Origin of the sequence: Klebsiella sp. 1SOBk5mer, from assembly GCF_046603115.1 — a bacterium.
GTDB lineage: Bacteria > Pseudomonadota > Gammaproteobacteria > Enterobacterales > Enterobacteriaceae > Klebsiella > Klebsiella quasipneumoniae.
The window spans coordinates 172765-192329 of record NZ_JBKIUU010000008.1; the positions used below are offsets into that span (position 1 = coordinate 172765).

Annotated in this window: 22 protein-coding genes; 14 read left to right on the forward strand and 8 right to left on the reverse strand. The window is 58.3% G+C overall.

Translation table 11 applies throughout. The features are described from left to right. Positions 1-2 precede the first annotated feature (2 nt). Genes rfaC through ACLH1U_RS18520 form a run of 3 tightly spaced genes read left to right on the forward strand, consistent with a single transcriptional unit; the run spans position 3 to position 3029 of the window. On the forward strand, positions 3-974 hold the full coding sequence (gene rfaC, locus ACLH1U_RS18510; RefSeq protein WP_032454361.1) for a lipopolysaccharide heptosyltransferase RfaC: 972 nt from the start codon (positions 3-5) through the stop codon (positions 972-974). Then, complete coding sequence (locus ACLH1U_RS18515) at positions 974-1882, forward strand: sugar glycosyltransferase (protein ID WP_194859882.1); 909 nt, start codon at positions 974-976, stop codon at positions 1880-1882. Before rfaC ends, ACLH1U_RS18515 begins: the two co-directional genes overlap by 1 nt. Then, entirely contained in the window at positions 1860-3029 is a 1170-nt protein-coding gene (locus ACLH1U_RS18520; RefSeq protein ID WP_032429018.1) for an O-antigen ligase family protein, read from the forward strand. Before ACLH1U_RS18515 ends, ACLH1U_RS18520 begins: the two co-directional genes overlap by 23 nt. A 44-nt stretch (positions 3030-3073) precedes the next feature. Here the strand turns inward: ACLH1U_RS18520 and ACLH1U_RS18525 are convergent, their stop codons facing one another. Further along, complete coding sequence (locus tag ACLH1U_RS18525; RefSeq protein WP_032454363.1) at positions 3074-4153, reverse strand: glycosyltransferase family 9 protein; 1080 nt, start codon at positions 4151-4153, stop codon at positions 3074-3076. Positions 4154-4171: 18 nt separating this feature from the next. Continuing rightward, positions 4172-5134, reverse strand: coding sequence for a polysaccharide deacetylase family protein (locus ACLH1U_RS18530; RefSeq protein WP_023291361.1), 963 nt, complete (start codon positions 5132-5134; stop codon positions 4172-4174). Positions 5135-5245: 111 nt separating this feature from the next. On the opposite strand from ACLH1U_RS18530, the gene rfaQ reads away from it, so the two are divergent. The 7 genes from rfaQ to coaD all read left to right on the forward strand — a co-directional run bounded on the left by rfaQ (position 5246) and on the right by coaD (position 12180). Further along, on the forward strand, positions 5246-6322 hold the full coding sequence (rfaQ, locus tag ACLH1U_RS18535) for a putative lipopolysaccharide heptosyltransferase III (protein WP_411299393.1): 1077 nt from the start codon (positions 5246-5248) through the stop codon (positions 6320-6322). Beyond that, positions 6319-7446 carry a glycosyltransferase family 4 protein gene (locus tag ACLH1U_RS18540; RefSeq protein WP_023291363.1) on the forward strand — a complete coding sequence of 376 codons (1128 nt, stop codon included), beginning with the start codon at positions 6319-6321 and terminating at the stop codon, positions 7444-7446. The genes rfaQ and ACLH1U_RS18540 overlap by 4 nt, the downstream gene beginning before the upstream one ends. A 2-nt stretch (positions 7447-7448) precedes the next feature. After that, positions 7449-8543 carry a glycosyltransferase gene (locus ACLH1U_RS18545; RefSeq protein WP_023291364.1) on the forward strand — a complete coding sequence of 365 codons (1095 nt, stop codon included), beginning with the start codon at positions 7449-7451 and terminating at the stop codon, positions 8541-8543. A 29-nt stretch (positions 8544-8572) separates the two neighbouring features. Further along, positions 8573-9562: a glycosyltransferase gene (locus tag ACLH1U_RS18550; RefSeq protein ID WP_023291365.1), complete on the forward strand. Its 990-nt coding sequence runs from the start codon at positions 8573-8575 to the stop codon at positions 9560-9562. A gap of 91 nt (positions 9563-9653) precedes the next feature. Then, positions 9654-10928: a lipid IV(A) 3-deoxy-D-manno-octulosonic acid transferase gene (waaA, locus tag ACLH1U_RS18555; protein WP_004205065.1), complete on the forward strand. Its 1275-nt coding sequence runs from the start codon at positions 9654-9656 to the stop codon at positions 10926-10928. After that, positions 10928-11704, forward strand: a complete 777-nt coding sequence (locus ACLH1U_RS18560) for a glycosyltransferase family 2 protein (RefSeq protein ID WP_032454366.1) — start codon at positions 10928-10930, stop codon at positions 11702-11704. The genes waaA and ACLH1U_RS18560 overlap by 1 nt, the downstream gene beginning before the upstream one ends. Further along, positions 11701-12180 (forward strand): pantetheine-phosphate adenylyltransferase, encoded by a 480-nt coding sequence (coaD, locus tag ACLH1U_RS18565; protein ID WP_004205067.1) that lies wholly within the window; start codon positions 11701-11703, stop codon positions 12178-12180. Before ACLH1U_RS18560 ends, coaD begins: the two co-directional genes overlap by 4 nt. A gap of 123 nt (positions 12181-12303) precedes the next feature. Here coaD and mutM read toward each other — a convergent pair whose 3' ends face one another. The 4 genes from mutM to radC form a co-directional block, all read right to left on the reverse strand. Next, positions 12304-13113, reverse strand: a complete 810-nt coding sequence (gene mutM, locus ACLH1U_RS18570) for a bifunctional DNA-formamidopyrimidine glycosylase/DNA-(apurinic or apyrimidinic site) lyase (RefSeq protein WP_032454367.1) — start codon at positions 13111-13113, stop codon at positions 12304-12306. A 135-nt stretch (positions 13114-13248) separates the two neighbouring features. Beyond that, positions 13249-13416: a 50S ribosomal protein L33 gene (gene rpmG, locus ACLH1U_RS18575; protein ID WP_002922510.1), complete on the reverse strand. Its 168-nt coding sequence runs from the start codon at positions 13414-13416 to the stop codon at positions 13249-13251. Positions 13417-13436: 20 nt separating this feature from the next. Beyond that, positions 13437-13673, reverse strand: coding sequence for a 50S ribosomal protein L28 (gene rpmB, locus ACLH1U_RS18580; RefSeq protein ID WP_000091955.1), 237 nt, complete (start codon positions 13671-13673; stop codon positions 13437-13439). 216 nt (positions 13674-13889) lie between these two features. Next, positions 13890-14555, reverse strand: a complete 666-nt coding sequence (gene radC / locus ACLH1U_RS18585) for a RadC family protein (protein WP_017900054.1) — start codon at positions 14553-14555, stop codon at positions 13890-13892. Positions 14556-14727: 172 nt separating this feature from the next. Here radC and coaBC point away from each other — a divergent pair, with 172 nt between their 5' ends. From coaBC to slmA, 3 genes are all read left to right on the forward strand, one after another. Beyond that, positions 14728-15942 (forward strand): bifunctional phosphopantothenoylcysteine decarboxylase/phosphopantothenate--cysteine ligase CoaBC, encoded by a 1215-nt coding sequence (gene coaBC, locus ACLH1U_RS18590; RefSeq protein ID WP_004205070.1) that lies wholly within the window; start codon positions 14728-14730, stop codon positions 15940-15942. Then, positions 15920-16378 (forward strand): dUTP diphosphatase, encoded by a 459-nt coding sequence (gene dut, locus ACLH1U_RS18595; RefSeq protein ID WP_004145270.1) that lies wholly within the window; start codon positions 15920-15922, stop codon positions 16376-16378. Before coaBC ends, dut begins: the two co-directional genes overlap by 23 nt. Positions 16379-16502: 124 nt before the next feature. Next, positions 16503-17099 (forward strand): nucleoid occlusion factor SlmA, encoded by a 597-nt coding sequence (gene slmA / locus ACLH1U_RS18600; protein WP_004205072.1) that lies wholly within the window; start codon positions 16503-16505, stop codon positions 17097-17099. 45 nt (positions 17100-17144) lie between these two features. Here slmA and pyrE read toward each other — a convergent pair whose 3' ends face one another. Together pyrE and rph are read right to left on the reverse strand one after the other, a co-directional pair. Then, the gene (gene pyrE, locus ACLH1U_RS18605) at positions 17145-17786 is read right to left on the reverse strand and encodes an orotate phosphoribosyltransferase (RefSeq protein WP_004205073.1); all 642 of its coding nucleotides are present in this window, start codon (positions 17784-17786) and stop codon (positions 17145-17147) included. Positions 17787-17851: 65 nt separating this feature from the next. Further along, a complete protein-coding gene (gene rph / locus ACLH1U_RS18610) occupies positions 17852-18568 on the reverse strand; it encodes a ribonuclease PH (RefSeq protein ID WP_023319338.1) in 717 nt (238 codons plus the stop codon). 126 nt (positions 18569-18694) lie between these two features. Between rph and ACLH1U_RS18615 the strand changes: the two genes are divergently transcribed. After that, positions 18695-19558 carry a YicC/YloC family endoribonuclease gene (locus tag ACLH1U_RS18615; RefSeq protein WP_002922636.1) on the forward strand — a complete coding sequence of 288 codons (864 nt, stop codon included), beginning with the start codon at positions 18695-18697 and terminating at the stop codon, positions 19556-19558. Positions 19559-19565 lie beyond the last annotated feature (7 nt).

Here is a 19565-nt window from a genome sequence, read left to right on the forward strand (position 1 = left end):
GGATGCGGGTATTGATTGTAAAAACCTCATCGATGGGCGACGTGCTGCACACGCTGCCCGCGCTGACCGACGCCGCGCAGGCCATCCCCGGCATCCGCTTCGACTGGGTTGTGGAAGAAGGCTTCGCGCAGATCCCCTCCTGGCATGACAGCGTCGAGCGGGTGATCCCGGTGGCGATCCGCCGCTGGCGTAAAGCCTGGCTCTCCGCGCCGATCAAAGCGGAGCGTAAAGCCTTTCGCGAGGCCGTCCAGGCGGTCAAGTATGACGCCATTATCGACGCCCAGGGGCTGGTGAAAAGCGCTGCGCTGGTCACCCGTCTGGCGCACGGCGTCAAGCATGGTATGGACTGGCAAACGGCCCGCGAGCCGCTGGCCAGCCTGTTTTACAACCGCCGCCACCACATTGCGAAACAGCAGCACGCGGTGGAGCGTACCCGCGAGCTGTTCGCCAAAAGCCTCGGCTACGCGAAACCCCAAACCCAGGGGGATTACGCCATTGCGCGCCATTTCCTGCAGCACGAGGCTAGCGCTGCCGCCCCCTATCTGGTGTTTCTGCACGCCACCACCCGCGACGATAAGCACTGGCCGGAAAACCGCTGGCAGGAACTGCTCGATCTGCTGGCCGACAGCGGCGTCCGCATTAAGCTGCCGTGGGGCGCCCCGCACGAAGAGGCGCGGGCGAAGCGGCTGGCGGAAGGCCGGGAGTATGTTGAAGTGCTGCCGCGCATGAGCCTTGAGCAGGTGGCGCAGGTTCTGGCCAGCGCCCGGGCCGTCGTCTCGGTCGATACCGGCCTGAGTCATCTGACCGCCGCGCTGGATAAACCGAACTTCACGCTCTACGGCCCGACCGATCCGGGGCTGATTGGCGGATACGGTAAAAACCAGCACATCGTGCGGCCGGAAAACAGCGCCAGCACCGGCGATATTACCGCCAGCCGGGTTCATCTTCTTCTGCAAAATCAGGGGCTGCTCTGATGGGATCCCTGTTTAAGCAGATCTATCGCTACACCCGCCCTCGCGCTTATCGTCACAATGAAAATCTGTGGCCTTTTACCCGCATCACCCGCGCGCCGAGCGGCGAAATCAGCGCGTTGCGTTATAAAGGGAAAACGGTGCCGCTGGTCAGCCTGAGCGCGCTGAAAAACAGCATGCAGGGCGAAGTCCTGCTGACCGCCACTGGCCCTTCGACCCGCAATATCGATTTTTCCCTGTTGTCGAAAACGATCCCGGTGATGGGCGTCAATGGCGCCTGGCATCTTGCCGACCGACTGCACTTTTCGCTCTATACCATCGTCGACATGGAGTTTTTCGATAAGAAGCCGGACATTATCCGCGCCATCGTCAGTCAGCCGGACATTCTGCTGTTCACCACCATGCATGGGATCGCCAAAATCGTCGATCGCCATGCGGGCGCGCTGCGCTGCCGTTTGGCGTTGATTGAGGACGGTTGCTATAAGATTTACCAGCCGAAAGTCGCCAGCGAAGCGATAAAGCGCACTTACCAGCAGAATCCGGCGATGTGCTTTCATCCCCAGCGCCCGGATATCTGTTTTAGCACCGATATTCGCCAGGGCGTCTTTGATGCCGGCACGGTGGTCTACTGGGCGCTGCAGATCCTCGCCTGGCTGGGCTTCAGCACTATCCTGGTGAGCGGTCTGGATATGACTAACTTCAACCAGCCGCGATTCTACGAAACACAACAAGAAAAATTGCCTTCGTACCTGGCAACAAAAGTGGATACCCTCGTCATGCCCTCCTTTGCGCATGCCGCGCAGGTACTGCAGCAACGCCAGATCCGGGTCATTAATTTTTCACCAGAAAGCGCTGTGCCGGACACTATTTTCGAAAAGGTTGCGTTTAATGAGTACTTTAAAAATGAGTAACTACGCCAGACAGGGTTACTCGATTGTTTTTCCTTTGTTTTTATTTTTCAGCGCGATTTTTTGCATGTCCACCCGGACCAATAACCTGCTGCATTTATCGATCCTGCTGCTCTTGCTCTCGCTGGTACGCCCGGAAAACCGCCAGGCGCTGGCCGGCGTGTTACGTGAACAGTGGCAGACCTGGGCGCTGCTGGCGGTCTTCTTTATCTATTACGCCCTCAGTAACCTGTGGGGCCATACGCCGCAGCATATCGACTCGCCGATCACCCACGGCGTGTACCTGACGGGCTATCTGTTGCTGATGGCGATGCTGCTCAGCGACGAACGAACCCGCCGCCTGGCCATGCTGGCGGTGGTTGGCGGGATCACTGTGCTCTCGCTGTGGACGCTGATGTTCGACCACACCCTGGTCCTCACCGAACGGGCGGTCTCCCCCGAGAACCCCGGGCCAACAAACGTTATCGACCTTGCCGGATACTGCGGCATCGGCATCTTAATCTGCGGCATGCTGCTGAAAGAAAAAGCCAGCCACTGGCTCTATCTGCCAGTGGCCATCATGCTGGTGATGATGCTGCTGACCCAAAGCCGCGGGCCGATCATCGCCCTGGTGCTGGCGGTCGGCTGTACGCTGCACCTGCACGTCTTCACCCGCCGCAACCTGCTGATCGCCGCGGCGCTGGCCGTGCTGGTGGCTCTGCTTTTGGTCATGACGCCGGTGGGCGACATGCTGCTCGCCCGTTTCGAAGAGTTGGGCACCCAAAGCGGGCTGCGCCTGAGCATCTGGCACCATACGCTGTCGGAGATGGCCAGCCAGCCCTGGCTGGGACGCGGTTTCAGCTATGAACTGGATTTCATCAACTACAGCGGCGAACACATCACCACCACCCACAGCGTATATATGGGCGCCCTGCTGAAAGGCGGCATCGTGGGTTTACTGCTGTTGCTGGCGGTCATTGCCTGCGGACTGTGGCAGGCGTGGCGCAAGCGCCGCTCCGACAGCCGCTACAGTCTGGCGATCCTGTTTTACGCGCTGGTATTTATGGCCTCGCAGGGGATGTTTATCATCAGCAACCCCCGGGAGACCTGGGTGCTGTTCTGGCTGCCGCTGGGCATTGCGCTCAGCAAAGGGCTGGCGGAAAAGCGTTAACAAGAAAGGGCCGCTGACGGCCCTTTTTTATATTCACTTTTCTATTAACTGCGGGCGGCGACCAGCCGGTCGGCCTGCTCTTTAATCACCGGCCATACCGACTCAATCGCCACATCGGCGACATTCGCTTCTTCACAAACGATCTGCCTCGCTTTGTCATAGCCCGGCGCCCAGATATGATAGCCGGGCAGCCCGGTATCCTTGAGTTTGCGTTTGTTATAGACCGCCACCATCGGTTTATCGAAAGCGCGGGCGATATGCACGATCGAGGTGTCCGGCGTAATGACTAAATCACAGCTGCGAATCACCTCCACGGCGGAGTTGATAGTGCTGTCGGCGACGTACAGCGCCATATCCAGCCCCAGCTGTTGAATTTTCTCGCTGCGACCCACCATCACGATACAGACCCGGTAAGGCAGAGCATGTAGCCGCTCGACCAGGGTCGCCACCTGATGACGACAGAAGTCTTTATCCTCGGAGGCGGTAAAAGGGTTAATGGCGATGCGCAGTGCGACCTCTCCGGCCTGGGAAAGCAAGCGCGCCACTTTCTCCCGCTCATGGCGACAGCCGGGGAGATGATAGTCGTATGGCTGGTCGTCAACGACGCCAAAAAGCTTCACCACCTGTTGATAGCGCAGGGAAATATGGCTGTTGCTGTCAAAAAAAGCGATCGAATGATCGTAAAGTTTATAGGGCTCTTTATTAAAGCCAATCACGCTAGTCGCCCGTAAATCGGCGAGTAATTTAAAGCGTTCATAGCTGGTCACGTCATCAAAATCGATAACCGCATCAAAACCCGCCGCCCGTAACGTATTTAAGGACATGCGTGGTCGATATAAATATACTTGCTCAATGAATTCTGAGCCGGCTAATATTTCGCAGCATATTGGTCCGGTTAACACCGAAACCTGATATCCCCTTTCGGCCAGTATTCTGGCGCAGCCGGTGGTCACCACCATATCGCCGACTTTATCGTCCAGGCGCAATAGCAGCACGCGGCGCACGGGGGCCGGGTCGAAGGGTTTGCGCGCCGGCTTATTTCTGTATCGATAGTTAATTAAATTAAATTTAATACCGCGGAAAAAAGCGTTCTTTTTCCGCGTCAATTGTTTAAGGATACGCATACGGTACCTTGAGCTGTGTTAGCGCTGTGTGATTTTCCGCTGGTAATATTCTGCCAACGTCATGCCCTTCACCTGCGGCGCCAGCCAGCTAAAAAAGGCTTCAAGGTCAGCGTATAAACGCTCAATATCCCGTTCATTCTGGAACGTGGGGCTGCCGCCGGGCATATATTCTGAAGAGTGGAGCATATATTCCACGTAGTCATTGCCCTGCGTCAACGTTTGTTCGACGACTTTTTTCATCGTCTCCACGTTGCCGCCCATCGGACGCAGCCAGTGCACGGAGGGGGAACGCACTTTGCCGCGCAGGCGGTCGTAGCCCTGCTTCACGCTGTTCATCCACGCGGAGTGCTTGTACTGAATGCTCATCGGCACTTCCAGCAGCGGCGAGCGGCCCTCGCGGCTGATGTCATTTTCATCGAGGAAATAGGCATGCTGCGGGAAGCGACGATAATCGGTCCCGCCATCGCCCTGCGGCGCCCCCTTGGCGGTCTTCCAGTTCACCCGCGGGGTCACCGAGCAATCCACCTGATACCCGTACTCCACCAGCAGACGCGCATAGCGCTCGTCAAAGGCCCAGCGCCCGGCGCGATGACTAACCATTTTGGTCTGGAAGGTGTCCTCCAGCAGACGCGTCATATAGTCGACCTTCTCACGCATCATGGCATCGCTGTATTCAATGAGATAAGGCTTATGCCGCCAGTCATCGGCGGTCAGCGGCTCGGTCGGCGGGCTGTTCCAGGCATGCAGATGCATACCGACTTCCGCAGTGCCGCGGGCAATCACGTCTCTGGCGAATTCGATATAAAAGGGATCGATGGCCATTTCATAATTGGTCAAATAGACCGGTTTAAAGCCATACTTTTCGCAAAGCTGCTGAAAACGCGGGAGATAACGCGCATTCTCGGTGGTGATGCTGTCATGTTTTTGCCAGAGGTTATCGCCCTCTGTATCAATCGTGATGAGAAATGCGGGATTGTGCACGAAAACGTCCTCAGGCCATACGTATCGGGTCATGGTAGAGCAATACAACGCTTCTCTCAATCTGTCTGATCCCCTAGAATCGGAACCCTTATCCTGGATGAAGAACAGAGTATGACGCCTGAAACCCTCTCCCGCAGCCCCTTGAACCCGGCGCGGATCCTGGTCATTAAGCTGCGCCATCATGGCGACATGCTGCTGATCACCCCGCTTATTCACGCGCTGAAACAGCAGTATCCCGCCGCCAGCGTGGATGTCCTGCTGTATGAAGAGACCCGGGATATGCTCGCCGCCAACCCCGATATCCACCATATTTATGGTCTCGACCGCCGCTGGAAAAAGCAGGGGAAAAAGCATCAGCTGAAGATGCAATGGCAGCTCATTCAGACGCTGCGCCAGCAGCGATACGATATGGTGCTCAACCTTGCCGACCAGTGGCCGAGCGCGATTATCAGCAAACTGACCGGCGCCGCGACGCGGATCGGCTTTGATTTTCCGAAGCGTCGCCACCCGTTCTGGCGCTATTGCCACACCGCGCTGGCCGCCACCCAACAGCATAATCAGCTGCATACGGTACAGCAGAATCTCTCTATCCTCGCTCCGCTCGGTATCCAGTTGAACGACGCCCCGGCGCGGATGGGCTACAGCGAAGCAGACTGGGCCACCAGCCGCGCCCTGCTGCCGGAGGACTTCCGGGATAACTACATCGTCATCCAGCCAACGTCGCGTTGGTTCTTTAAATGCTGGCGCGAAGACAGGATGAGCGCGCTGATCAACGCGCTGTCCGCCGAAGGGTACGCGGTGGTACTCACCTCCGGCCCCGACGATAGAGAGAAGAAGATGGTGGAGACCATCATCGCCGGCTGCCCGCAGGCGCGGCTGCACTCTTTAGCCGGCCAGTTAACGCTGCGCCAGCTGGCGGCGGTGATCGATCACGCCCGGCTGTTTATCGGCGTCGACTCGGTGCCGATGCATATGGCTGCGGCTCTCGGCACCCCGCTGGTCGCCCTGTTCGGCCCCTCGAAGCTGACCTTCTGGCGTCCATGGCAGGCGAAAGGCGAGGTGATCTGGGCAGGCGACTTCGGTCCGCTGCCCGACCCGGACGCCATCAACACCGACACCGAGGAACGTTATCTCGATTTAATTCCTACCGACGCCGTGATCGCGGCGGCGAAAAAGGTACTGGCATGAGTAAATTCAGGCTGGCTCTGGTGCGGCAGAAGTACCGCCCGGACGGCGGCGCAGAACGGTTTGTCTCCCGCGCGCTGGAAGCCCTCGACAGCAGTCATCTGCAGCTGAACGTCATCACCCGCGAATGGCAGGGGCCGGTGAAACCGGACTGGCAGATCCATATCTGTAATCCGCGCAAATGGGGGCGCATCAGCCGCGAGCGCGGGTTTGCCAACGCCGCGCGGGCGCTCTGGCAGCGCGAATCTTTCGATCTGGTGCAGAGCCATGAGCGTATTCCCGGCTGCGATCTCTACCGCGCCGGCGACGGCGTTCATCGCCGCTGGCTGCAACAGCGCTCGCGCATTTTACCGGCCTGGAAAAGCCGCCTGCTGTTTGCCGACCGCTACCACCGTTATGTGATGCAAGCGGAACGGGAGATGTACGAAGACCCGCATCTGCGCGGGGTGATCTGCAACGCCGAGATGATCAAACGCGAGATCATCGAAGACTTTGGCCTGCCGGCGGACAAGATCCACGTTATCTATAACGCCATTGATAACCAGCGTTTCCTGCCGCCGGGCGAAGAAACCTTTGCCGCCTTACGCGCCAAATGGCAGTTGCCGCTGCAGGCGACCTGCCTGATTTACGTCGGCTCCGGCTTTGAGCGTAAAGGGCTGGCGGCGGCGATCCGCGCCATCGCCCCGACCGATCGCTATCTGCTGGTGGTTGGCAAAGATAAAGATCAGCCGCGCTATCAGGCGCTGGCGAAGAGTCTCGGCTGCGAAGCGCGGGTGCGCTTCTTCGGCATGCAGTCGGAGACGCTGCCGTTCTATCAGATGGCTGATGGCCTGCTGCTGCCGACCCTCTACGATCCGTTCCCCAACGTCATCCTTGAGGCAATGGCCTGCGGTCTGCCGGTGATCACCACCACCGGCTGCGGCGGGGCGGAGTTTATCGTCAACGGCCACAACGGTTACGTCTGCGACGCCCTGGATATCCCGGCGCTGCAGCAGGCGGTGATGGCCCTGCCTGCCCGCGCGCTGGGCTCCGCGGAAGGCGACCGCGCCCGCGAGCGCATCATGGCCTGCACCAGCGAGCGCCTCTCAACCCAGCTGCTTTCCCTTTATCAGGATCTGGTGAAATAACGATGCGCATCTTATTTGTGATTGACGGATTGCCCGGCGGCGGCGCGGAGAAAGTGGTTCTCACCCTGGCGGCGCAGTTCCTGCGCGACGGCGATCGGGTCTCGCTCATTTCGCTACGCGACGTCTGCGAGTACCCATTGCCCGAGGGGCTCGACTACCAGGTGGTGGCCGATCGCTGCCGCAAACCGTGGCGCAAGCTGACCGAGCTGTCCCGCCGCGCCCGCCAGCTGGACGCCGCGGTCATCCGGGCCGAGCAGCAGGGACAATTTGACCTTGTGCTCTCCAACCTGCACAAAACCGACCGCATCGTCGCCCGCAGCCGGGCGCTGCGCGAGCGCAACGTCTGGTTCTGCCTGCACGGCGTCTTCTCGGCCTCTTATCTTGGTCACCGTACCGGCTTTGATCGCTGGATGAAGCAGCAGAAAATTAAGCGGATTTACCAGGGGCGCAACGTGGTAGCGGTTTCCGACGCCGTGGGGCGCGATCTGGTGGACGCCTTCGCCCTGCGCCCGGCGCAGCTGAAAACCATCTATAACCCCTTCGATATCGCCGCCCTGCGCGCCGGGGCGGAAGCCGACAGCGAGCGCCCGGACGGCGACTACCTGATTCACGTCGGCCGCTTCCATCCCGGCAAACGACACGACCGCCTGCTCGAAGCCTACGCGCAAAGCGGCATCGACGCGCCGCTGGTGCTGTTAGGCCAGGGGAAACCGGAGCAAGAGCAGCGCCTGCGCCAGCTGGCCAAAACGCTGCAGATTGACGACCGGGTGTGGTTCAAAGGTTTTCAGGAAAACCCCTTACCGTGGATCAAAGGCGCGCGGATGCTGGTTTTGAGCTCGGATAGCGAAGGATTCGGCAATGTGGTGGTGGAGGCGCTGCTGTTGCATACCCCGGTCGCCAGCACCCGCTGCCCCGGCGGCGTCACCGAGATCCTCACCGGCGAACTTGCCCGCGGTCTGGCGGATCTCACCAGTCCGGCGCTGGCTCAGACGATGCAAAGCATTTACCATAACCCGCCGGCCATCGACGATGCCGCGCTGGAAAAATTCAGCGTCGTGTCCATTTGTCAGCAGTACCGTCAGCTGCAGCGCATCTGACGCCGTTAGTTAACCAGGATCGAAGATTTATGAGTCAAACGCCTTTACTGAGCATCGTGGCTGCCGTCTACAACGGTGAGAAATTTCTTGCGCAATTCTTTGAGTGCATTGAACAGCAGCAGCTGGACAGCTATGAACTGATCCTGGTGAACGATGGGTCGACGGACAACAGCCTGGCGGTGATCGCCGAATGGCGGGATCGGCTGCAGAACGTCCAGGTGCTGGAGCAGGAAAACCAGGGCGTCTCGGTCGCGCGCAATACCGGCCTGGCGGTTGCCAGCGGCAAGTACCTCGCGTTTCCGGACATCGACGATAAACTCTATCCGGGCATGTATCGCACGCTGCTGGAGATGGCGGAGAAAGCACATCTCGATGTCGCCACCTGCAACGGCACCTACGTGTACGAAAAGCGCCGCGAGAGCCACCCGATCTTTCCGCTGGATCGCTTGCCCTCGACCGGTGTGCTGCCGGGCCATGTCTGGCTCAAGCAGGCCCTGGACTCGCGGAAATTTCTGCACGTCACCTGGCTCAATATCTATCGCCACGATTTTATCCGCCAGCATCACTTCCATTTCGAGCCCGGCCTGCGCCATCAGGATATCCCGTGGACCACAGAGGCGCTGCTGGCCGCGGAGCGCGTGCAGTACACCAGTCAGCAATTCTATGATTACTACATCCACTCTGAGTCGGTGTCGCATAAGCCGGACAACGACGACACGCTGATGCGTTCGGCGCGCCATTACATGAAAATTCTGGAGATGCTGGAGGCGATCAACCAGCGTTACCCGGACAAAGTGCGCCATATCGCCGCCTGTCGCTGGCAGATCGCCAAAGAAGGCCTGGGGATCATCCACACCTTCGACAGTATGAAAGATGAGTCGAAAAAGCATGTTATCATTAAAGAATTCTTCGACCGCGGTATCTGGCGGTTAATCTGGAAAAACGCCTGTACTTTCCGTTTACGCTGGCGCCTGGGACGCCGTTATCTGCGTATTAAGCGTTATCGCCACGCGGGATAGACCAAAAACCCGCTGTTTCCGCCAAAGAGATAGCTTTACGCGGGCTAAATGCTTAGAATTTGCCCGCCAAAACAGAGAACGGATAAATAGTTTGGAATTGCTTTATACCACCCTACTTTACCTTATTCAGCCGCTGGTGTGGCTGCGGCTGCTGCTGCGCAGTCGTAAGGCTCCTGCCTACCGTAAACGCTGGGCGGAACGCTATGGCTTCTGTCAGAACAAGGTAGAGCCGGATGGCATTCTGCTGCACTCCGTTTCCGTCGGCGAGACCTTAGCCGCCATCCCGCTGGTTCGCGCCCTGCGCCACCGCTACCCTTCTCTGCCGATCACCGTCACCACCATGACGCCGACCGGCTCCGAGCGCGCCATGTCGGCCTTCGGCAAAGATGTCCATCACGTCTATCTGCCCTACGATCTGCCCGGCGCCATGAACCGCTTCCTGGACACCGTTCAGCCGAAGCTGGTGATCGTCATGGAGACCGAACTGTGGCCGAATATGGTAGCCGCGCTGCATAAGCGTAAGATCCCGCTGGTGATTGCCAACGCCCGCCTGTCCGAACGTTCCGCCAAAGGCTATGCCAAACTGGGCGGCTTTATGCGTCGCCTGTTGAGCCGTATTACGCTTATCGCCGCGCAGAATGAAGAAGATGGCAACCGCTTCCTCGCGCTGGGACTGAAGCGCAACCAGCTGGCGGTCACCGGCAGCCTGAAATTCGATATCTCCGTCACGCCAGAACTGGCGGCCCGCGCGGTGACGCTGCGCCGGCAATGGGCGCCGCACCGCAAAGTCTGGATTGCCACCAGCACCCACGATGGCGAAGAGCAAATTATCCTCCAGGCGCATAAAAAGCTGCTGGAGACCTTTCCGAACCTGCTGCTGATCCTTGTTCCTCGCCATCCGGAGCGCTTCCCTGACGCCCGCGACATGGTGCAAAAAGCCGGAATGAGCTTCACTCTGCGCAGCACCGGCGAGATCCCCTCCTCCAGTACCCAGGTGGTCATTGGCGATACCATGGGCGAACTGATGCTGCTCTACGGCATTGCCGACCTCGCTTTCGTCGGCGGCAGCCTGGTGGAGCGCGGCGGCCATAACCCGCTCGAGCCGGCGGCGCACGCCATTCCGGTGCTGATGGGGCCGCATACCTTCAATTTCAAAGATATCTGCGCCAAGCTGCAGCAGGACGATGGCCTGATCACCGTTACCGACGCTAACTCGCTGGTCAAAGAGGTTTCCACGCTGCTGACCGATGAAGACTACCGCCTGTGGTATGGCCGTCACGCGGTGGAAGTGCTGCACCAAAACCAGGGCGCGCTGTCGCGTCTGCTACAGTTACTGCAACCTTACCTGCCGCAGCGGAGTCATTAATGTCGAACCGGCTTTCCGTGGTGATGATCGCCAAAAACGCAGCGGACCTGCTGCCGGATTGTCTGGACTCCGTTAGCTGGGCGGATGAAATTATCGTCCTCGACTCCGGCAGTACCGACGGCACCGTCGAGCTGGCTCGCCGCCTCGGGGCGCAGGTCTATACCCATACCGACTGGCGAGGCTATGGCATTCAGCGCCAGCGCGCGCAGGACTACGCCACCGGCGACTGGGTGTTGATGATCGATACCGATGAGCGCGTCACGCCGGAACTCAGGCAGGCTATTCTTACGGTACTGGCAGCCCCGCAGCGCGGCGCCATCTACAGCATCGCCCGCCGTAACTATTTTCTCGGACGCTTTATGCGCCACAGCGGTTGGTACCCCGATCGCGTCCTGCGCCTGTACGAACGCGCCCGTTACCGCTATAACGATAATCTGGTCCATGAATCGCTGGATAGCCTGGGCGCCGAGGTCATTCCGTTGACCGGCGATCTCCTGCATCTGACGTGCCGCGACTTCGCTGGCTTTCAGCAAAAACAGCTGGCGTATGCCGCCGCATGGGCGCTAGAACGCCACCAGAAGGGCAAGAAGACCTCGATGGCGGGGATATTCAGCCACACGCTGGGCGCGTTCCTGAAAACGCTGCTGCTGCGCGGTGGGGTGCTGGACGGTAAGCAGGGCTGGTTACTGGCGATGGTCAACGCGCAGTATACGTTTACGAAATATACCGAGCTGTGGGCGCTGAGCCACGGCTACTCGGAGAAAGAGTCATCATGAGCACAAAAGCGATCTATCCGGGTACCTTCGATCCCATCACCAATGGCCATATCGATATCGTCACCCGCGCGGCGAGTATGTTCGATAAAGTGGTGCTGGCTATCGCCGCCAGCCCGAGTAAAAAGCCGATGTTCAGCCTTGATGAACGTATTGCGCTGGCGGAGCAGGCGACGGCCCACCTGGTGAATGTTCAGGTGGTCGGCTTCAGCGACCTGATGGCCAGCTTCGCGCGCGCGCAGCAGGCCAATATCCTGATCCGCGGCCTGCGGGCGGTGGCGGATTTCGAATATGAGATGCAGCTGGCCCATATGAACCGCCATTTGATGCCCACCCTTGAGAGCGTGTTCCTGATGCCGTGCAAAGAGTGGTCGTTTATCTCCTCTTCGCTGGTCAAAGAAGTCGCGCGCCACCAGGGCGATGTCTCTCACTTCCTGCCAGCCAACGTCCACCAGGCGCTGTTGAATAAGCTGAAGTAACGCATCTGCTGGGACATGTGCCAGGCTGGCGCTGCGCTCACCTGGCCTACAAACGTCCCCGGCCCACCAGATGCGCCCCCGCAGGTCCGCTGACCTGGCCGACAATCATTCCTGTTCCGGTGACTATTTCTGACACTGGCGGCAATAAAAGGTCGCCCGCTGGGCATGCTTGGTCCCGACAACCGGCGTGCCGCAGATCCGGCAGGGTTCGCCCTTGCGGCCATAGACCTGTAGCTCCTGGGCAAAATAGCCGGGCTTGCCATCGCTTTGCAGGAAGTCCTTCAGCGTGGTGCCGCCCTGCTCTATCGAACGCAGCAGGACCAGCTTAATCACCTTCACCAGCTGCTCGCACTCGTCCCGCGACAGTGAGGACGCCAGCCTGTCAGGGTGGATCCCAGCGGAGAACAGCGATTCACTGGCGTAGATATTGCCGACGCCCACCACCAGCTTGTTATCCATCAGCCAGGGTTTGATCGCGGTTTTCTTCTTCGCGCATTTCTGCTGGAGATAATCGGCGTTGAAGGCGTCGCTCAGCGGCTCCGGCCCCAGATGCGCCAGCACCGGGTGGCCTTCCAGCTCTTTGGTCCACAGCCAGGCGCCAAAGCGGCGCGGATCGGTATAGCGCAGGACTTTACCGTTACTCATAACCAGATCAACGTGATCGTGTTTTTCCGCAGGCAGCTCTTCGCTCAGGATGCGCAGGCTTCCCGACATCCCGAGATGGACAATGATCCAGCCGTTCGGGAGTTCCAGAAGCAGGTATTTGGCGCGACGACGCACGCTGAGCACCGGAACGTCGCTCAGGCGATAAATCTCTTCAGAAACCGGCCAGCGCAGCCGTCCGTTGCGCACGACGGCGTGCAGAATGGTTGCGCCAACCAGGTGCGGCTCAATGCCGCGGCGGCTGGTTTCAACCTCTGGTAATTCAGGCATGATTTTCCTCCATTAACCCGGCGTATTGTGCTTCACGGACAGGTGGCTGAAAAGGGAGTGTGTGAAAGCAATATGGGGGAGTTTTAAAAACAAAAAACCCCGCCGGAGCGGGGTTTTTATACAAGGAGGCTAAAATTATTTGATTTTAGCTTCTTTGTAGATAACGTGCTGACGTACAACCGGATCGTACTTTTTCAGTTCCATTTTTTCCGGTTTGGTACGTTTGTTCTTCGTGGTGGTGTAGAAGTGACCAGTACCAGCGGAAGAAACCAGCTTGATTTTCTCACGAATACCTTTAGCCATGATTTATTTCCTCTAAGTACTTAGTACTTTTCGCCACGGGCACGCAGTTCAGCCAGAACTGTATCGATGCCTTTCTTATCGATTACACGCATACCTTTAGCAGATACGCGCAGGGTGACAAAACGCTTCTCGCTCTCAACCCAGAAACGGTGAGAGTGCAGGTTCGGCAGGAAACGGCGTTTAGTCGCGTTCAGTGCGTGGGAACGGTTGTTACCGGTCACCGGACGCTTGCCAGTAACTTGGCAGACTCGGGACATGTCTATTCTCCAAAAATCAAATTAGCTCGAGCTTCGTATGGGGTATTGGCGCCTCGTCAGGCTTTACAGCCTGGTCATCGCAGTTCAATGTGAACTCTCGACTGCCAGGCCCAAATGCCAAACCCGAGATTCTCAAAGGTGGCGTAGTATACGCTGACTCGGCGATGTGCTCAAGTCCCGAACAGACAAAGATCCCGAAGGATCGCCAGTTCGGGGCTAAATCCAGCCACGTTCGGCAAAAGATACATACGCACCGCGGCCGATAACCAGATGGTCAAGCACACGTATCTCCATGAATCGACAACACTTTACCACCCTTTCGGTAATCAGCCTGTCAGCCTGACTCGGCTCCGGACTACCGGAGGGATGATTATGCGCAAGGATCACGGCGGCGGCGTTCACTTTGATGGCTTCGCGTACAATTTCTCGCGGATGCACCTCAACGTGGCTAAGAGTACCAGAAAAAAGGCGGCTATGTTTCAACACGCGGTTCTGATTATCTAAAAAGATCACCATAAAGATCTCGCGCTCCTCTTCCGTCAGCTGGCTTTGCAAAAATTCCCGCGTCATCGAGGGGGTGACCAGCGCGGCCTCCTCAACCAGCTGCGAACTAAAATAGCGCCGCGCCAGCTCGGCAATCCCCTTCAGTTGCGCATATTTCGCCAGCCCCAGCCCGTCAACGGCAACCAGTTGCGCTTTATCAGCGGAAAGCAGAGCGTAGAGCGAACCAAAACGCTGCAATAACGCCTGGGCGTAGCTCAGCACATCCTGACGGCGTGTGCCAATGCGCAGAAACAGCGCCAGTAGCTCAACGTCCGTCAGCGCCTCGATGCCGAATTGCAGCATCTTCTCCCGTGGCATCAGATTTTCCGTTCCGTCCATGCGCCCTCCTGCGTGAATCAGCCTATCCTGGCACAACCTGACGACGCTGCCGACCCGCCGCTTTTCACCCTGCGTAGCCGCTCGCAAAGTGAATGCCCGTCAGAGGCACGACGGCGGCAGGATTGTGATAAGATGCGCGGATTCTGGTCTACGGCAACAGGAATACATCATGATGACTCTGGCGGGTAAAAAAATCGTCCTGGGCGTCAGCGGCGGTATCGCGGCGTATAAAACCCCGGAACTGGTACGGCGACTACGTGAACGCGGCGCGGAAGTGCGTGTCGCAATGACGGAGGCGGCAAAAGCGTTCATCACCCCACTCAGCCTGCAGGCGGTATCCGGCTATCCGGTTTCCGACAGCCTGCTCGATCCGGCGGCGGAAGCGGCCATGGGCCATATTGAGCTCGGAAAATGGGCCGACCTGGTGATCCTCGCCCCGGCGACCGCCGATTTGATCGCCCGCGTGGCGGCAGGCATGGCCAATGATTTGGTGTCGACGATCTGTCTCGCCACCCCTTCCCCGGTTGCCGTCTTGCCCGCCATGAACCAGCAGATGTATCGCGCGCAGGCCACCCAGCATAATCTGCAGACGCTCGCATCCCGCGGCCTGCTGCTGTGGGGACCGGACAGCGGTAGCCAGGCCTGCGGCGACGTCGGCCCGGGGCGAATGCTCGATCCGTTAACCATCGTGGAGATGGTCGCACAGCATTTCGCCTCCCCTGTCAAAGATTTGCAACATCTCAACCTCATGATTACCGCGGGCCCGACCCGTGAGCCGTTGGATCCGGTACGTTACATCTCAAACCACAGCTCCGGTAAGATGGGCTTCGCGATTGCCGCCGCCGCCGCACAGCGCGGCGCGAACGTGACCCTGGTCAGCGGACCGGTATCGCTACCGACACCGCCCTTTGTGCAGCGCATTGATGTCACTACCGCGCTGGAAATGGAAGCGGCCGTCCAGGCCAGCGCTCAGCAGCAGCACATTTTTATTGGCTGCGCCGCGGTGGCGGATTACCGCGCCGCCGCCATCGCCGAAGATAAAATAAAAAAACAAGGTGATGAATTAACAATAAAAATGGTTAAAAACCCGGATATCGTCGCCGGGGTTGCAGCGCTAAAATCGCATCGCCCCTACGTCGTTGGGTTTGCCGCCGAAACGAATAATGTGGAAGAATATGCGCGGCAAAAACGTGCCCGCAAAAACCTCGACCTGATTTGCGCCAACGATGTTTCCCAGCCTAATCAGGGATTTAACAGCGATAGCAACGCATTACACCTTTTCTGGCAGGATGGGGAAAAGCGCTTACCACTTGAGCGCAAGGAACTCCTGGGCCAATTATTACTCGACGAGATCGTGACCCGTTATGATGAAAAAAATCGACGTTAAGATTCTGGACCCGCGTGTCGGCCAGCAATTTCCGCTGCCGACCTATGCCACCTCCGGCTCCGCCGGACTTGACCTGCGAGCCTGTCTCGACGACGCCGTAGAGCTGGCGCCGGGCGCAACCACGCTGTTGCCGACCGGCCTTGCGATTCATATCGCCGATCCCTCTCTGGCGGCGGTGATCCTGCCGCGCTCGGGCCTGGGTCATAAGCACGGCGTGGTGCTGGGCAACCTGGTGGGCCTTATCGACTCCGATTACCAGGGGCAACTGATGGTGTCCGTCTGGAACCGCGGTCAGCAGAGCTTTATTATCGAGCCGGGCGAACGTATCGCGCAGATGGTCTTTGTGCCGGTCGTGCAGGCGGAATTTAACCTGGTGGAATCTTTCGATGCCACCGACCGCGGCGAAGGCGGCTTCGGTCACTCAGGGCGTAAATAAGCCCAGCAACACGGAATCTGCATCCCAACGCGCATAATGCAATAACATCACCGCAAACTCTGGTTTGCGGTCGCGTTGTGGATGTCTGCCTGACAAGTGCTTATTTTCAGGGGTATTTTAAAACATGGCAGAAAAGCAAACTGCGAAACGGAATCGTCGCGAAGAAATACTTCAATCTCTGGCGCTAATGCTGGAATCCAGCGATGGTAGCCAACGTATTACCACCGCGAAACTGGCGGCTTCCGTCGGCGTTTCTGAAGCCGCGCTGTATCGCCATTTTCCCAGCAAAACCCGCATGTTTGACAGCCTGATCGAGTTCATTGAAGACAGTCTGATTACGCGCATCAATTTGATTCTGAAAGATGAGAAGGACACATCCGCGCGCCTGCGCCTGATTGTTCTGTTGATTCTTGGGTTTGGCGAGCGTAATCCTGGGCTGACGCGCATCCTCACCGGACACGCGCTGATGTTCGAACAGGATCGGCTGCAGGGCCGTATCAACCAGCTTTTTGAACGCATCGAAGTGCAGCTGCGTCAGGTGATGCGCGAGAAAAAAATGCGCGAAGGCGAAGGCTACACTCTCGACGAAACGCTGCTGGCCAGCCAGCTGCTGGCCTTCTGCGAGGGCATGCTGTCGCGCTTTGTGCGCAGCGAGTTCAAATACCGTCCGACGGATGATTTCGACGCCCGCTGGCCGCTGGTCGCCGCACAGCTGCAGTAGTTTTTTTGCATTGCCCGGTAGCGCTCTGCTTACCGGGCTTTTTCGTTACACGCCGTAGGCTTCGCGATAAGCGCGAACTGCCGCCAGGTGTTCCGCCATCTCCGGTTTCTCTTCCAGGTAAGCGATCAGCTCTTTCAGGGTGACGATCGAGATAACCTGGCAGCCGTAATCCCGCTCCACTTCCTGAATGGCGGAGATTTCGCCGCGGCCACGCTCCTGACGATCCAGGGAGATCAGCACACCCGCCAGCTGCGCGCCGTTGGCCTGGATGATCTCCATGGATTCGCGAATCGCCGTACCGGCGGTGATCACATCATCCACCAGCATGACCCGGCCCTGCAGTGGACTACCGACCAGATTGCCGCCTTCGCCGTGAGTCTTTGCCTCTTTACGGTTAAAGCAGTAAGGCAGGTCGCGGTCATGGTGTTCGGCTAACGCCACCGCGGTGGTGGTGGCAATCGGGATCCCTTTGTAGGCCGGGCCAAACAGCAGGTCGAACTCAATCCCGGAATCCACCAGCGCCTCGGCATAAAAACGGCCCAGCAGAGCCAGATCGCGCCCGGTGTTAAACAGGCCGGCGTTAAAGAAATAGGGGCTCTTACGCCCGGATTTCAGCGTGAACTCGCCAAACTTAAGAACCTGCTTGCTAAGCGCAAACTCAATAAACTGGCGCTGATACGGCTTCATGGATTCGCTCCTCATCTTACTTTTTTACGGTCAAAAAAAAGGCGACTTCTCAGTCGCCTTAAAAACTAATCTGCTAACGCCGCCTTCTGCGTCGTAATAATGGATTCGATCCCCCCTCGGGCTAACGCCAGGAGAGTGAGGAGCTCTTCATGGGTGAACGGCTCGCCTTCTGCCGTACCCTGCACCTCGATGATGCGACCATCTTCGGTCATCACCACGTTCATGTCGGTTTCCGCGGCAGAGTCTTCGATGTACTCCAGATCGCAGATGGCTTCGCCATTAACGATCCCAACAGAGACCGCCGCCACCATCCCTTTCATCGGGTTAGTTTTCAGCTTGCCGGCCGCCACCAGCTTATTCAGCGCGTCGGCCAGCGCCACGCAGGCACCGGTAATAGACGCGGTGCGGGTGCCGCCGTCGGCCTGCAGCACATCGCAGTCGAGGGTGATGGTAAACTCGCCCAGCGCTTTCAGATCAACCGCCGCGCGCAGCGCACGGGCGATCAGGCGCTGAATTTCCATCGTCCGGCCGCCCTGTTTGCCTTTTGCCGCTTCACGCGCGTTACGCGTGTGCGTTGAACGCGGCAGCATGCCATATTCAGCGGTGATCCACCCCTGTCCCTGTCCTTTCAGGAAACGCGGTACGCCTTCGTCAATGGAGGCGGTGCACAGCACTTTGGTATCACCGAATTCAACCAGCACAGAGCCTTCAGCGTGTTTTGTGTAATTACGGGTCAGGGTAACGGGGCGCACCTGGTTGGCGCTACGACCTGCTGGACGCATGATAGAAATCTCCGGCTTGAAACGAATGTGGCTGCGCATTATACGGATTAAAGGCGCTTATTCCTATCCTGATAAGGTCTCGAAAGCTATAATCCTCCCCACTCTCCTTTAAAAACAGGAACGACTATGATCCGCAGTATGACCGCCTATGCCCGCCGTGAAATCAAGGGTGACTGGGGTAGCGCCGCATGGGAGCTGCGCTCGGTAAACCAGCGCTATCTGGAAACGTACTTCCGCCTGCCGGAGCAGTTCCGTAGCCTGGAGCCCGTGGTACGCGAGCGCATTCGCGCCCGCCTGACTCGCGGTAAAGTCGAATGCACCCTGCGTTTTGAACAAGACCCCAGCGCTCAGGGCGAACTGATTCTCAACGAAAAGCTGGCTAAACAGCTGGTTAACGCCGCCAACTGGGTAAAAATGCAGAGCGATGAAGGGGAAATCAATCCGGTTGATATCCTGCGCTGGCCGGGCGTGATGGCCGCCAAAGAACAGGATCTTGACGCCATCGCCGCCGACATTCTGGCAGCCCTTGACGGCGCGCTGGATGACTTCATCGTCGCTCGCGAAACGGAAGGCCAGGCGCTGAAAGCGCTTATCGAGCAGCGTCTTGAAGGCGTGAGCGGCGAAGTGGCGAAAGTTCGCGCCCATATGCCGGAAATTCTCCAGTGGCAGCGCGAGCGTCTGGTCGCCAAGCTGGAAGATGCGGAAGTGCAGCTGGAGAATAACCGTCTCGAGCAAGAGCTGGTGCTGATGGCGCAGCGTATCGACGTTGCCGAAGAGCTGGACCGCCTCGAAGCCCACGTAAAAGAGACCTACAACATTCTGAAAAAGAAAGAGGCTGTGGGTCGCCGTCTCGACTTTATGATGCAGGAGTTCAACCGTGAGTCGAACACCCTGGCGTCAAAATCGATCAATGCCGAGGTCACCAACTCTGCGATTGAGCTGAAAGTGCTGATCGAGCAAATGCGCGAGCAGATCCAGAATATCGAGTAATCTCAGA

Excerpts from the sequence above, each read along its gene's own strand:
- rpmG (WP_002922510.1), bottom strand. The coding sequence starts at position 13,416 with ATGGCTAAAGGTATTCGTGAGAAAATCAAGCTGGTTTCTTCCGCTGGT.
- ACLH1U_RS18525 (WP_032454363.1), bottom strand. The coding sequence starts at position 4,153 with ATGCGTATCCTTAAACAATTGACGCGGAAAAAGAACGCTTTTTTCCGC.
- rfaC (WP_032454361.1), top strand. The coding sequence starts at position 3 with ATGCGGGTATTGATTGTAAAAACCTCATCGATGGGCGACGTGCTGCAC.
- ACLH1U_RS18615 (WP_002922636.1), top strand. The coding sequence starts at position 18,695 with ATGATCCGCAGTATGACCGCCTATGCCCGCCGTGAAATCAAGGGTGAC.
- rph (WP_023319338.1), bottom strand. The coding sequence starts at position 18,568 with ATGCGTCCAGCAGGTCGTAGCGCCAACCAGGTGCGCCCCGTTACCCTG.
- mutM (WP_032454367.1), bottom strand. The coding sequence starts at position 13,113 with ATGCCTGAATTACCAGAGGTTGAAACCAGCCGCCGCGGCATTGAGCCG.
- ACLH1U_RS18520 (WP_032429018.1), top strand. The coding sequence starts at position 1,860 with ATGAGTACTTTAAAAATGAGTAACTACGCCAGACAGGGTTACTCGATT.
- dut (WP_004145270.1), top strand. The coding sequence starts at position 15,920 with ATGATGAAAAAAATCGACGTTAAGATTCTGGACCCGCGTGTCGGCCAG.
- coaD (WP_004205067.1), top strand. The coding sequence starts at position 11,701 with ATGAGCACAAAAGCGATCTATCCGGGTACCTTCGATCCCATCACCAAT.
- pyrE (WP_004205073.1), bottom strand. The coding sequence starts at position 17,786 with ATGAAGCCGTATCAGCGCCAGTTTATTGAGTTTGCGCTTAGCAAGCAG.
- rfaQ (WP_411299393.1), top strand. The coding sequence starts at position 5,246 with ATGACGCCTGAAACCCTCTCCCGCAGCCCCTTGAACCCGGCGCGGATC.
- ACLH1U_RS18540 (WP_023291363.1), top strand. The coding sequence starts at position 6,319 with ATGAGTAAATTCAGGCTGGCTCTGGTGCGGCAGAAGTACCGCCCGGAC.
- coaBC (WP_004205070.1), top strand. The coding sequence starts at position 14,728 with ATGACTCTGGCGGGTAAAAAAATCGTCCTGGGCGTCAGCGGCGGTATC.
- ACLH1U_RS18515 (WP_194859882.1), top strand. The coding sequence starts at position 974 with ATGGGATCCCTGTTTAAGCAGATCTATCGCTACACCCGCCCTCGCGCT.
- ACLH1U_RS18560 (WP_032454366.1), top strand. The coding sequence starts at position 10,928 with ATGTCGAACCGGCTTTCCGTGGTGATGATCGCCAAAAACGCAGCGGAC.
- rpmB (WP_000091955.1), bottom strand. The coding sequence starts at position 13,673 with ATGTCCCGAGTCTGCCAAGTTACTGGCAAGCGTCCGGTGACCGGTAAC.
- radC (WP_017900054.1), bottom strand. The coding sequence starts at position 14,555 with ATGGACGGAACGGAAAATCTGATGCCACGGGAGAAGATGCTGCAATTC.
- ACLH1U_RS18545 (WP_023291364.1), top strand. The coding sequence starts at position 7,449 with ATGCGCATCTTATTTGTGATTGACGGATTGCCCGGCGGCGGCGCGGAG.
- slmA (WP_004205072.1), top strand. The coding sequence starts at position 16,503 with ATGGCAGAAAAGCAAACTGCGAAACGGAATCGTCGCGAAGAAATACTT.
- ACLH1U_RS18550 (WP_023291365.1), top strand. The coding sequence starts at position 8,573 with ATGAGTCAAACGCCTTTACTGAGCATCGTGGCTGCCGTCTACAACGGT.